The organism is Nonomuraea salmonea, assembly GCF_042428605.1.
Taxonomy (GTDB): Bacteria; Actinomycetota; Actinomycetes; order Streptosporangiales; family Streptosporangiaceae; genus Nonomuraea; species Nonomuraea salmonea.
In genome coordinates this window covers 66,647-79,286 of record NZ_JBHMCF010000064.1, presented here as the reverse complement: position 1 = coordinate 79,286, position 12,640 = coordinate 66,647, and the positions used below count along the sequence as shown (strand labels likewise).

Here is a 12,640-nt window from a genome sequence, read left to right as displayed (position 1 = left end):
CTGCTGGCCATGCGTTTCGACACCAAAATCGGCATCGTCGTCCGCTCGGACCTCGCCGCCTGGCAACGCTTGAACGTCACCGCCTTCCTCGCCAGCGCCATCGCCGGTGGGCGGCCGGAGGCGATGGGGGACGATTACGAGGACGGGTCGGGGAACACGTACCTGCCGATGTTCCGCCAGCCTGTGGTCATCTACCAGGCGGACCTCGCCACGCTGCGCAAGGTCCGAGAGAAGGCCGTGGGACGGGGGTTGGGCGTGGCCGTCTACACGGAGGACATGTTCAAGACGGGCAACGACGAGGACAACCGGGCCGCCGTACGCGCGTACCTGGGCGGGGACCTCAACCTGGTCGGACTAGCCCTGTACGGCCCCAAAACCCCGATGGACAAATCCCTGAAGGGCCTCACCCTCCACCCCTGACGGGAGAAAGGCCGTCAGTAGAGCGGCCGCAGGGACCGGCCGCAGGAACCGGCCGCAGGGGGCGCAGGTGCTGGTCGCAGGGCGGCGCAGGGGCTGGTCGTAGGGAGCAGCCGCTCCCGGCGGCAGGACCTTCGAACCGAATGCGGTCCTGTGGATGACCCCCTTATCCACAGAACCGCATTCGGCCCTGGTTCCACGGCCCCGAGCCGCCATCCTCAACCCATGACCCGCCCCACCATCCACACACCCCAGCCCACCACCAGCCGCCCACAACCAGCCAAGACACTTCAACCCCTACCGCCTGCGGCACGACCACTCGCGCCCACAGAACAGCCACTTGCTGTTGGGCGACCGCAGGCACCCATGGGGCGACCACGGACCTTCGCGAACCGACCAGAAGCACTCACGAGGCGAGCGGCGGCACCAGCGGATCGACCTGAGGAGCCAGCGGGTCGACCTGAGGAGCCAGCGGGTCGATCAGAAGAGCTCTCGGGCCGGCCACGTTCACTCTCAGGACGGACACCCGCCTTCGTGCCACTGATCGAGCGGGCCCGCACCATCACCATGGCCGTCCCGCACGCCGTCGCCTGCGGTCAGACAGCCGCCCACATCTGGGGCCTCCAGATCACGGCCACTCCCGACCACGAGTGGCCCGTCGAGGTGATAGCCCCCACCCACCTGGCGATCCCCGGCTGCGTGACCTACCTGATCCCACTCCCGCAAGAAGACATCACCGGCCACAAAGGCGTCCGCCTCACCACTATGGAACGCACGGCCCTCGACTGCGCCCGCTGGCTACCCCGCACGGAAGCGGTCGCCATCCTCGACCGGTTCGCCCGCCGAGGCGTGGACCTGGAAGCCCTGTGGCACCGCCCCCTCAACTCCTGGCGCCTGCGCGACACCCTCAGCCTCGCCGACAGAGGAGCCGCCTCACCCAGGGAAAGCTGGCTACGGGTGATCCTCGTGGACGGCGGCCTCCCCAGACCGACCACCCAGATCAAGGTGCAACTGAGCGAAGACCGCTCCGCCTACCTCGACCTCGGCTGGGAGGAGTACAAGGTCGCCGTGGAGTACGACGGCCGCGAACACCACACCTCACCCGCCGACCAGCAACACGACACGGACAGGCGAGAGGAGTTGCGCCGCCGGGGCTGGCGAGTGATAGCCGTCCGCCGAGACGTCATCCCCGCCCAAATAGCCGACCTCCTCCACCAGGTGGCCAACACGTTGATCGAACAAGGCTGGCAACCCGGCCCCCAAGGAACGACCCGCATCCTCTCCCGAATCCGCGCCGCCCGCCGCAAACCCCGCTACCGCTGACCCAGCGCCACCCACCGACGGATCCCATAGCCGACGCCCCCGGTCCACAGTTCGGCTAGCCGACGATCCGTGCATGGTGGTTCGCTCGCTTGTGGGTCTTCCACGCATCGGCCACATACCTGCGAGTCCTCACCGGTGGGTCGTCCACGCTCAGGCGGCCCACCTGGGGGTCGCCTGCGCGTGGACCGCCCGCGCGTAGGCCGCCCGCGCGTAGGCCGCCCGCGCGCGGGCGGCCACTTGAGGGTCGTCCGTCGGCAGGTCGTCGAGCCGCAGGTTGCTTGTTCGTGGGCCCCTTGCCCGGTGTTCTGGCTCCAGGGTTGAGCGAGTGACGGTTCGCCGAAGGGCTGCCGATCGTCCACTAGCCGATGGTCACGGGCAGTTCTTTGAGGCCGTTGATGAAGTTCGAGCGGAGGCGGCGGGGGGCGCCTGACTGGTGGATGTGGGGGTGGCGGCGGGCCAACTGCTCGAAGAGGATGCGGAGTTCCAGTTTGGCGAGGTGGTTGCCGAGGCAGAAGTGGGCGCCGCCGCCGCCGAAGCCGATGTGCGGGTTCGGGTCGCGGCCGATGTCGAAGACGTCGCCGTCCTGGAAGACGGAGGTGTCGCGGTTGGCGGAGGCGTAGAAGACGACGACCTTGTCGTCCGCCTTGATCTCCTGGCCCCCGAGCACCTGGTCGGCGGTCGAGGTGCGGCGGAAGAGGTTCACGGGGGAGACCCAGCGGACGATCTCGTCGGCCGCCGTCTTCGCCAGCGCGGGGTCGGCGACCAGCCGGTCCCACTGGTCGGGGTGCTCGAAGAAGGCGAGCATGCCGCCTGAGGCCGCGTTCCGCGTGGTCTCGTTGCCGGCCACCACCAGCAGGAGGACGAACAGGTCGAACTCATCCTCGGCGAGCGTCTCGCCGTTCTCGTTGGGCTGGAGGAGCCGGGTGACGATGTCGTTCCTGGGGTTGGCCTTGCGCTGGGCGGCCAGCTGGTTGGCGTACGCGTACACCTCCATGGCCGCGCCCGAGCCCTTTTCCGGAGTGTCGGCGAAGTCGGGGTCCTGGGCGCCGATCATGCGGTTCGACCAGTTGAAGAGCTTGTCGCGGTCTTCGACGGGGGCCCCGAGGAGTTCGCAGATCACGTACAGGGGGAGGGGTGCGGCGACCTCGGTGACGAAGTCGACCTCGCCCGTGACCTTGTCGAGGAGGTCGTCGCAGATGTCGCGGATGTGCTGCTCGAGGGCGCCGATCGTGCGCGGGGTGAAGCCCCGGTTCACCAGGGCGCGCCGTCGTGTGTGCTCGGGCGGGTCCTGGTTGAGCATCATGAGGCGCTGCAGCGCGATCTGGTCCTCCTCCAGCTCGTCGAAGAGGGCGAGCCTGCGGTGGGAGGAGAAGAGCTCGGAGTGGCGCGACACGTGGACGACGTCGTCGTAGCGGGTGACGGCCCAGAAACCCGGGTCGCCCTCGTGCCAGTGGACCGGGGAGTTCGCGCGCAGCCAGGCGAGCTGGGCGTGGGGCGGTCCAGCGGTCGCGTATAGGTCCCTGTCGACCAGGTCGATGTGCACGCGGGGTCACCTCGTAGGTCAAGCGCTTGGTTGGGTAATCGACACCGTACTTGAAACGTGTTCTATTACGCCACTGTACGCCCGTCAAGGAGGAGTGGGGATGGCTCCGGATGTGCTCCCGGTGCGCTTCCGATGGGCTTTCGCTGTGCTCCCGCTGGTGCTGGTGGCGGGCTTGGTAGGGGGTGAATGTGATGGCGGGAAGGAAAGGCGAAAGGGGTATATCGGGTGGCGTTTCGGTTATATCCGGATGTTCCTTGGGCGAGGGCGAGGGCGAGGGCGAGGGCGGGGGCGGGGGCGGGGGCGGGGCTGGGGGCCTGGGGGCCTGGGTTCAGGTAGGTGGCTCGGCTGATGCTCGGTCGCGGGTCGCGGGTTGCCGGTGTGTGGGTCGCCGGTGCCTAGTGCCTAGTGCCCGGTGCCCGGTGCCCAGTGCCCAGCGCCCAGTGGCCGGTACCCGGTGCCCCGCGCCCCGCGCCCCGCGCCCCGCGCCCCGCCGTGCCCCGCGCCCCGCGCCCCGTGCCCGTGCTCAGCGCCCCGTGCCCCGTGCCCCGTGCCCCGTGCCCCGTGCCTGGTGCCTGGTGGTCGGGGTCGGAGGGAGTGGGTGGTTTGTCGGAATGTGTGGCGCCTCAACTGCCTCTCAGGTATCGGTCCAAAGCTCGCTGGGAAACATCGGACGACACTGCGCCTCTTGACACGTTGCACTTTGCCGCACCAGCATCGTGAGGCGAGACATCCGATGTATAGGTGAAGGATGCGGTGTGAAGCTGCTGCGAGTAGGACCTGTCGGCCAGGAGCGGCCGGTGGTCATGGACGACGCCGGCAACCTGCGTGACATTGGCGTACCCGAGATCGACGGGGCTTTTCTCGCCTCCGGGGGAGTGGCGCGGGTCAGAGAGGCGCTGGAGCGGGGCGACCTGCCCGTCGTGGAGGCCGAGGGGCTGAGGGTCGGGGCGCCGATCGCGCGGCCGGGAAAGATCGTATGCATCGGGCTGAACTTCAGCGACCACGCCGCCGAGTCGGGCGCGGCGGTGCCGGCGGAGCCGGTGGTGTTCATGAAGGCGAGCAACACCATGGTCGGCCCGTACGACGAGGTGCTCGTGCCCCGCGGCAGCGTGAAGACCGACTGGGAGGTGGAGCTGGCGATCGTGATCGGGCGGGAGGCCCGCTACCTCGGCAGCCGGGAGGAGGCGCTGGAGGTCGTCGCCGGGTACGCGATCTCGAACGACGTCTCCGAGCGGGAGTTCCAGCTTGAGCGCGGCGGCCAGTGGGACAAGGGCAAGTCGTGCGAGACGTTCAACCCGCTGGGCCCCTGGCTGGTGACGGCCGACGAAGTGGGCGACCCGCAGGACCTGGCGATGCGCCTGTGGGTGAACGGCGAGCTGCGCCAGGACGGCGACACCAAGAACATGATCTTCGACGTGGCGGAGGTCGTCCGGTACCTGAGCCAGTTCATGGTGCTGGAGCCGGGAGACGTGATCAACACGGGCACCCCGGCCGGCGTCGCCATGGGCATGCCGGGCCAGCCGTACCTGCGCGCGGGTGACGTGATGGAGCTGGAGATCGAGGGCCTCGGCCGGCAGCGGCAGACGGTGGGACAGGCATGACGACCTCGACGTACCGGATCGTGGGCATGGAGACGCACGACGTGCGTTTCCCGACGTCCCGCGAGCTCGACGGCTCCGACGCGATGAACCCCGACCCCGATTACTCCGCCGCGTACGTGGTGCTCAAGACGGACGACGGGTACGAGGGCCACGGGTTCGCGTTCACCATCGGCCGGGGCAACGACGTGCAGACGGCGGCGATCGGCGCGCTGCGGCCGTACGTGATCGGCAAGGACGTCGAGGACCTCGGCGCGCTCTACAAGGAGCTGGTCAACGACTCGCAGCTGCGCTGGCTGGGCCCGGAGAAGGGCGTCATGCACATGGCGATCTCCGCCGTGGTCAACGCGCTGTGGGACCTGAAGGCGAAGCGGGCCGGCAAGCCGCTCTGGCGGCTGCTCGCGGACATGTCGCCGGAGGAGATCGTCGAGCTGATCGACTTCCGCTACCTGAGCGACGCGCTGACCAGGGACGACGCCTTGGAGATCCTGCGCGCGGCGGAGGGCGGCAAGGCGGAGCGCGTCGCGCGGCTGCAGGAGACCGGCTATCCGGCGTACACGACGTCGCCGGGCTGGCTCGGCTACGACGACGAGAAGCTGCGCCGGCTCTGCAAGGAGGCGCTTGAGCAGGGCTTCGGCCAGATCAAGCTCAAGGTGGGCGCGGACCTGGAGGACGACAGGCGGCGCTTCAGGGTGGCCAGGGAGGTCTGCGGCACCGGCTTCCCGATCGCCATCGACGCCAACCAGCGCTGGGACGTCGGTTCGGCCATCGAGTGGGTGAACGCGCTGCGCGAGTTCGAGCCGCACTGGGTCGAGGAGCCGACGAGCCCCGACGACGTGCTGGGGCACGCGGCGATCGCGCGGGGCATCGCGCCGATCCCGGTGGCGACCGGCGAGCACGTCCAGAACCGCATCGTCTTCAAGCAGTTGCTGCAGGCCGAGGCGCTGTCGTACGTGCAGATCGACGCCGCCAGGGTGGGCGGGCTGAACGAGAACCTCGCGATCGTGCTGCTGGCGGCCAAGTTCGGGGTGCCGGTGTGCCCGCACGCGGGCGGCGTGGGGCTGTGCGAGCTGGTGCAGCACCTGTCGATGTTCGACTACGTGGCGGTGACCGGCACGATGGACGGCCGCGTCATCGAGTACGTCGACCACCTCCACGAGCACTTCGTCGACCCGGTGGTCATCAAGGACGGCAGATACGCGGCCCCGTCGCGCCCCGGCTTCAGCGCGGAGCTGCGCGAGGAGTCGATCGCCGCCCACACCTTCCCCGGCGGCGAGGTCTGGAGGGACGCATGAGTGACGCGCTGAAGGCGGTCGTGACCGGCGGCGGCTCGGGGATCGGCCTGGCGGCGGCGTCGGCGCTGGCGGTGCGCGGCATGCGGGTCGCCTGCCTCGACCTCAATCCGCCGGGTGAGCCGTTCATCGGCATCAAGGCCGACGTCACCGACGACGCCGCGGTACGCGCCGCGGTGGCGGAGGCGGCCGAGCGGCTGGGCGGCATCGACGTGCTGGTCAACAACGCCGGCATCGGCGCCCAGGGCACGATCGAGGACAACCCGGACAGCGAGTGGCATCGGGCGTTCGACGTGAACGTCCTCGGCATGGTCCGGGTCGCGCGGGCGGCGCTGCCGTACCTGCGCAGGTCGGAGCATGCCGCGATCGTCAACACCTGCTCGGTCGCGGCCACCGCGGGGCTGCCCCAGCGGGCCCTCTACAGCGCCACCAAGGGCGCGGTGCTGTCGCTGACGCTCGCCATGGCCGCCGACCACATCCGCGAGGGCATCAGGGTCAACTGCGTCAATCCGGGCACCGCCGACACCCCGTGGGTGGGCAGGCTGCTGGACGCGGCCGAGGACCCCGAGGCCGAACGCGCGGCGCTCAACGCCAGGCAGCCGATGGGCCGCCTGGTCACCGCAGAGGAGGTCGCCGCGGCGATCGCCTACCTCGCGAGCCCCGAGTCCGCCTCGACCACGGGCACCGCGCTCGCGGTGGACGGCGGCATGCAGGGCCTGCGACTGCGCCCCGCCAACTGAACAGCCGCCGCCGAAGGGCGGCACGGCCGTAAATGCGCCGACCGATGGCCGGCGGCCCCGCAGGCCGCCGGCCGACGGCCCTCCGACCAGAGGGCCAGGCAACTAAGGAAGGTACCCCCCATGAAGTTCGGACGGGCGGTCGCGGCAGCGGCCATGCTGGCGGTCGTGACCGCGTGCGGTTCAGGCGGCACGACGGCGGAAGGAGGCGGCGGCGGGAAGGTCGGCATCGACCATCCCCGCGCCGACTCCGACTTCTGGAACTCCTACATCAAGTACGTCCCGCAGATGGCCGGCGAGCTCAAGGTGGACCTCATGCCGGCCACGAACTCGCAGAACGACGTGGCCAAGCTGGTCAACAACGTGCAGGCGCTGGTCGGCCAGGGCGCCAAGGTCATCGTCATGGCCCCGCAGGACACCGGCGCCGTCGCCACCACGCTGCAGCAGCTGGAGAACAAGAAGATCCCGGTCGTCACCGTGGACACCCGCCCCGACAAGGGCAACGTCTACATGGTCGTCCGCGCCGACAACCGCGCGTACGGCACCAAGGCGTGCGAGTTCCTCGGCGAGAAGCTCGGCGGCAAGGGCAAGGTGGTGCAGCTCCAGGGCTCGCTCGGCTCGATCAACGGCCGCGACAGGTCGGAGGCGTTCCTCGACTGCATGAAGAGCAAGTTCCCCGGCATCACGGTGTTCAGTGAGCCGACCGAGTGGGAGGGCACGAAGGCGGCGTCGATGCTGCAGACCCGCCTGGAGCAGAACCCCGACATCAAGGGCATCTACATGCACGCGGGCGGCGTGCACCTGGCGCCGACGCTGCAGGTGCTCAAGCAGAAGGGCCTGCTGCTCCCCACCGACGACCCCAAGCACATCTTCGTGATCTCCAACGACGGGATCCCGCAGGAGTTCGAGGCGATCCGCAAGGGCGACATCGACGCGACGGTCTCGCAGCCGGCCGACCTGTACGCCAAGTACGCCCTCTTCTACGCCAAGGCCGCGGCCGAGGGCAAGACGTTCAAGCCCGGCCCGACCGACCACGACAGCACGATCATCGAGCTGCCGAACGGCTTGGAGGACCAGCTCCCCGCGCCGCTCGTGACGAAGGAGAACGTGGACGACCAGGCCCTCTGGGGCAACCAGGTCAAGTGATGAGCACCCACGTCGAAGCCAGGAACGTGGTCAAACGCTTCGGCCCGACGACCGCGCTCGACGGCGCCGGCATCACGATCGCCGAGGGTGAGACGCACGCGCTGGTCGGCAGGAACGGCGCCGGCAAGTCCACGCTGGTGTCGATCCTGACCGGGCTGCAACGGCCGGACGAGGGCGAGGTGCGCTTCTCGGGCGAGCCCGCCCCCGCGCTCGGCGACCGGGACGCCTGGCGGCGGCGGGTGGCGTGCGTCTACCAGAAGTCCACGATCATCCCGGCGCTGACGGTGGCCGAGAACCTGTTCCTCAACCGCCAGTCGGAAGGGCGCACGATCAACTGGCGGGCGCTGCGGGCCAGGGCCAGGGAGCTGCTGGACACGTACGAGGTGGACGTCGACGCGCAGGCGCTGGCCGGCGACCTGAGCGTCGAGCAGCGCCAGCTCGTGGAGATCGCCCGCGCGCTGTCGTTCGGCGCCCGGTTCATCATCCTGGACGAGCCGACCGCGCGGCTCGACGGCCCGGCGATCGAGCGCCTGTTCGCGCGCATGCGCTCGCTGCGCGAGCAGGGCGTGACCATGATGTACATCTCCCACCACCTCGACGAGGTCTACGAGATCTGCCAGAGCGTCACGGTGTTCCGCGACGCCCGGCACGTCCTGACCAGGCCGGTCGCGGGGCTGCCGCACGACGAGCTGGTGGCCGCGATGACCGGCGAGGCGACGGCGGCGTACGAGGCCCGCCAGCACACGCCGGCCGAGCGGGTCGTGCTGGAGGGCGCCGGGCTGTCGCTGGCCGGCCGCTACACCGGCGTCGATCTCGCGGTCAGGTCGGGCGAGGTCGTCGGCCTGGCCGGATCGGCGAGCAGCGGCAAGGTCGGCCTGGCGGAGACGCTGGTCGGGCTGCGCAGAGCGGACGCCGGCACGGTCACCGTCAACGGCACCCAGGTCAGGGCGGGCGACGTGCCCGCCGCGATGCGGGCCGGGCTCGGGTTCGTCCCGGAGGACCGCCACCACGAGGGCTTCGTCCCGCTGCTGTCGGTGGGCGAGAACGCCACGTTCCCGATCGCCCGCAAGCTCGGCCGCTTCGGCACGGTCTCGCCCGCGCGGCGCCGCGCCGAGGCCGAGCGGTTGATCGGCTCCCTCGACATCAAGACCGAGGGGCCCGACCAGCCGGTGGGCGACCTGTCAGGAGGCAACGCGCAGAAGGTGGTGTTCGCGCGGGCGCTGGTGGACGACCCGGCCGTGCTGGTGGTGATCAACCCGACCGCCGGCGTCGACGTCAAGGCCAAGCAGGCCCTGCTCGGCGCCGTCGAGGACGCCGTCGAGCGCGGCGCGGGGGCCGTGGTGGTCTCCGACGAGCTCGATGACCTGCGGATCTGCGATCGGGTGCTGGTGATGTTCCACGGCAGGGTCGTCAAGGAGGTGCCGCGTGGCTGGAGTGACCACGAGCTCGTGGCCGTGATGGAAGGCATAGAAGAGTGACTGCTTTGACGGCTCCCGCCCCCCGGGTGCGGCTGGCCAAGTTCCGCGATCTGACGCTCGTCCCGGTGATCGTGCTTCTGCTCGTCGTCGGCGCGTTCCTCGACCCGACCTTCCTGACGGCGGGCAACCTGACGAACGTGCTCCAGCAGCAGGCCGCGATCTCGCTGCTGGTGCTGGCCGAGGCGATGATCCTGATCGCCGGCAAGTTCGACCTGTCGCTGGAGTCGACGGTCGGCACCGCGCCGGCGATCGCGGTGATGCTGGTCATCCCGGTGTCGGCGGGCGGCTTCGGCATCGGCCTGCCCGGGGTGCTGGTGATCCCGCTGGCGCTGCTCGTCGGAGCCGCGATCGGCGCGTTCAACGGCTTTCTGATCGTACGGTTCCAGCTGTCGGCGTTCATCGTCACGCTGGCCATGCTGATCATCGTGCACGGGCTGCTTCAGGGGCCGACCGAGGGCAAGACGCTGTTCGAGCTCCCCGACTCGATCCTCTACCTGGGCAGCGCCATGTGGCTGGGCCTGCCCGCCGCCATCTGGATCGCCGGCGCGCTGTTCGCGGCCGGTATCTTCGGCCTCGGCTACCTGCGGCTCGGCCGCGCGCTCTACGCGATCGGCGGCAACCTCGACGCCGCCCGCGCCGCCGGCATCCGGGTCGACCGGGTCCTGTACGGCGTGTTCATCCTGGGGGGCACGCTCGCCGCGCTGGCCGGCGTGCTGGAGACCGGCCGCCTCGGCGCCATCGGCAACCAGCAGGGCGTCGGCTGGATCTTCATGGTGTTCGCCGCGGCCGTCATCGGCGGTGTCAGCATGGACGGCGGCAAGGGCACCATCCTCGGCGCGCTCACCGGCGTGCTGGTGATCGGCCTCGTGCAGAACATCCTCACCCTCATCGGGGTGTCAGGCTTCTGGCAGCCGGTCATCTACGGCTCGATCATCCTCGTCGCCCTCATGATCAGCAGGATCGCCGGCGGAAAGGCACAAGATTGATGGACCGGATCGACCTGCCCCGCGTCGGCTTCGGTGGCGCGCCCATCGGCAACCTCTACGACGCGGTGACTGAGGACCAGGCGCGGTCCACCGTCGAGGCCGCCTGGCAGAGCGGCATCCGCCTGTACGACACCGCGCCCCACTACGGGCTCGGCGTGTCGGAGCGGCGGATCGGCGCGGCGCTGACCGGCCGGTCGGGTTACCTGCTGTCCACGAAGGTCGGAAGGCTGCTGCGGCCGGTCACCGTCACCCCTTCCGAGCGGGGCGGGCGCGCGGAGCTGGGCTTCGACGAGCCCGACGACCTGGAACGGGTGTGGGACTTCTCCGGCGATGGCGTACGCACGTCGCTGACCGAGTCCCTCACCCGCCTCGGCCTGCCCGGCGTGGACATCGCCTTCATCCACGACCCCGACGACCACGCCGAGCAGGCGATCAAGGAGGCTTATCCGGCGCTGGCCGAGCTGCGTGCCGAGGGGCGGATCCGGGCGGTCGGCGTCGGCATGAACCAGTGGCAGGTGCCGCTGCGGTTCGTCCGCGAGACAGACATCGACGTGGTCATGCTGGCCGGTCGCTACACCCTGCTCGACCAGTCCGGTTTGCCCCTCCTGGAGGAGTGCGCGGAGCGGGGCGTCGCGGTGCTGGCCGCCGGCGTCTTCAACAGTGGCCTGCTCGCCACGCACGAGCCAGCGGGCACCTTCGACTACCTGCCCGCCCCTGAGCACCTGGTGGTGAAGGCGCGGCGCATCGCCGCGGTCTGCGAACGCCACGACGTCACCCTGCCCCAGGCGGCGCTGGCCTTCCCTCTCCGCCACCCGGCGGTCGCCACGATCGTGGTGGGTGCCCGCACCCCCAAGGAGGTCCAGGAGAACACCACCCTCCTGGACCGCCCGGTCCCCGAGTCCTTGTGGACGGACCTCGCGGCAGAAGGCCTGCTATGACGGCTCGCCTCCGGCCTCGCCCCTGAAAAGGGGGAAGGGTGGGGTGGCGGCGGGCACGCACGCCCCGGCCTTCCGGCCTTCCGGCCTTCCGGCCTTCCGGCCTTCCGGCCTTCCGGCCTTCCGGCCTTCCGGCCTTCCGGCCTTCCGGCCTTCCGGCCTTCCGGCCTTCCGGCCTTCCGGCCTTCCGGCCAGGGCAAGGCGCGGGCTCTCGGTCAGGACTTCAGGAAGAGCCAGTGTTTCGACGGGCCCGGTTCGTACGGGGAGTCGAGGCGTTTGGCCACCACGCCTGGCAGGCCCTGGTCGCGGGCGGCCTGGCGGACCGGGGCCAGGTCGCCGGGCCACGATGGGGCGGTCTGCCAGTGGGCGCCGGTCAGATCGAGCGCCTCCAAAGCGGCGCGCCGCACGGTGTAGGGCTCGCCGGTGAGCGTGTGGCCGTCGTCGTACAGGAGGTCGTAGAAGACGAGCAGCTCCGCGCCGCCGAGCGTGACCAGCTCGCCGTCCAGCACCGCCGTGCGGCTGCCGAACGACTCGGCCAGCCCGCGCAGCCAGGGGTGCTCGCCGGCCGCCTCGGTACGCCCGCCGTCGATCGGCACGAGCAGCCGCCGCCCGCCCCAGGCGAACTCGAAGGCGTACGCCGAGACGTCCCTGGGCGGCCGGGAACGCGGGGTCGGCTCCATGGGGGCGAGGCCGGGGAACGGGTCGCGGACGGCCGAGCCCATCCGGTGGATCATCCAGTTCTTGCCCCGGGTACGGAACAGCACGAACCGGCCGGAGGCCCGCTCGCCGTTCAGCACGACCTTGACCTCGCGGTCCGACCACTTCTCGGTCTCGTACGTGCCGGTGTCCCAGACGCTCATGGAGCCGCCGCCGTACTCGCCCTTGGGGATCTCGCCGTGGAAGGTGAGGTACTCCATGGGATGGTCCTCGGTGTGCACGGCGAGATGGTTGGTGTCCGGGTCGGCGGGCAGCCCCTTGGGCACCGCCCACGAGACGAGCACGCCGTCGCGTTCGAGCCGCAGGTCCCAGTGCAGGGACCGGGCGTGGTGCTCCTGGATGACGAACGCGTTGCCGCCGGGGGTGCCGGAGGGGGCATCGGGGATGGGCTCAGGCGTGCGGCCGGGGGCGCGTTTGCTCCGATACTGCGTCAGTTTGTCGGGCACAGAACCGGTACTACCCGCTGCC

Annotated in this window: 11 protein-coding genes; 9 read left to right on the top strand and 2 right to left on the bottom strand. The window is 70.3% G+C overall.

Features of this window, described 5'->3' with window-relative positions:
• Nucleotides 1-9: 9 nt before the first annotated feature.
• Together ACFFR3_RS49280 and ACFFR3_RS49275 are read left to right on the top strand one after the other, a co-directional pair.
• Nucleotides 10-420, top strand: a complete 411-nt coding sequence (locus ACFFR3_RS49280; protein ID WP_379485466.1) for a DUF2000 family protein — start codon at nucleotides 10-12, stop codon at nucleotides 418-420.
• Between the two features lie 531 nt (nucleotides 421-951).
• The gene (locus ACFFR3_RS49275) at nucleotides 952-1,740 is read left to right on the top strand and encodes a DUF559 domain-containing protein (RefSeq protein ID WP_379485465.1); all 789 of its coding nucleotides are present in this window, start codon (nucleotides 952-954) and stop codon (nucleotides 1,738-1,740) included.
• 358 nt (nucleotides 1,741-2,098) lie between these two features.
• Here the strand turns inward: ACFFR3_RS49275 and ACFFR3_RS49270 are convergent, their stop codons facing one another.
• On the bottom strand, nucleotides 2,099-3,283 hold the full coding sequence (locus tag ACFFR3_RS49270) for a cytochrome P450 (RefSeq protein WP_364376678.1): 1,185 nt from the start codon (nucleotides 3,281-3,283) through the stop codon (nucleotides 2,099-2,101).
• A gap of 755 nt (nucleotides 3,284-4,038) precedes the next feature.
• Between ACFFR3_RS49270 and ACFFR3_RS49265 the strand changes: the two genes are divergently transcribed.
• The 7 genes from ACFFR3_RS49265 (at nucleotide 4,039) to ACFFR3_RS49235 (ending at nucleotide 11,458) form a co-directional block, all read left to right on the top strand.
• Entirely contained in the window at nucleotides 4,039-4,884 is an 846-nt protein-coding gene (locus ACFFR3_RS49265) for a fumarylacetoacetate hydrolase family protein (RefSeq protein ID WP_345389414.1), read from the top strand.
• Nucleotides 4,881-6,176, top strand: coding sequence for an L-fuconate dehydratase (locus ACFFR3_RS49260; protein WP_379485464.1), 1,296 nt, complete (start codon nucleotides 4,881-4,883; stop codon nucleotides 6,174-6,176). The genes ACFFR3_RS49265 and ACFFR3_RS49260 overlap by 4 nt, the downstream gene beginning before the upstream one ends.
• Nucleotides 6,173-6,913, top strand: a complete 741-nt coding sequence (locus ACFFR3_RS49255) for an SDR family NAD(P)-dependent oxidoreductase (RefSeq protein ID WP_345389408.1) — start codon at nucleotides 6,173-6,175, stop codon at nucleotides 6,911-6,913. The genes ACFFR3_RS49260 and ACFFR3_RS49255 overlap by 4 nt, the downstream gene beginning before the upstream one ends.
• 120 nt (nucleotides 6,914-7,033) lie before the next feature.
• Nucleotides 7,034-8,056 (top strand): sugar ABC transporter substrate-binding protein, encoded by a 1,023-nt coding sequence (locus tag ACFFR3_RS49250; RefSeq protein ID WP_345389406.1) that lies wholly within the window; start codon nucleotides 7,034-7,036, stop codon nucleotides 8,054-8,056.
• Nucleotides 8,056-9,534, top strand: coding sequence for a sugar ABC transporter ATP-binding protein (locus tag ACFFR3_RS49245; RefSeq protein ID WP_364376666.1), 1,479 nt, complete (start codon nucleotides 8,056-8,058; stop codon nucleotides 9,532-9,534). The genes ACFFR3_RS49250 and ACFFR3_RS49245 overlap by 1 nt, the downstream gene beginning before the upstream one ends.
• 5 nt (nucleotides 9,535-9,539) lie before the next feature.
• Entirely contained in the window at nucleotides 9,540-10,520 is a 981-nt protein-coding gene (locus tag ACFFR3_RS49240) for an ABC transporter permease (RefSeq protein ID WP_446686073.1), read from the top strand.
• Nucleotides 10,520-11,458 (top strand): aldo/keto reductase, encoded by a 939-nt coding sequence (locus tag ACFFR3_RS49235; RefSeq protein WP_345389398.1) that lies wholly within the window; start codon nucleotides 10,520-10,522, stop codon nucleotides 11,456-11,458. The genes ACFFR3_RS49240 and ACFFR3_RS49235 overlap by 1 nt, the downstream gene beginning before the upstream one ends.
• 212 nt (nucleotides 11,459-11,670) lie before the next feature.
• Here the strand turns inward: ACFFR3_RS49235 and ACFFR3_RS49230 are convergent, their stop codons facing one another.
• Nucleotides 11,671-12,618 carry a DNA polymerase ligase N-terminal domain-containing protein gene (locus ACFFR3_RS49230; RefSeq protein ID WP_379485463.1) on the bottom strand — a complete coding sequence of 316 codons (948 nt, stop codon included), beginning with the start codon at nucleotides 12,616-12,618 and terminating at the stop codon, nucleotides 11,671-11,673.
• Between the last annotated feature and the right edge of the window lie 22 nt (nucleotides 12,619-12,640).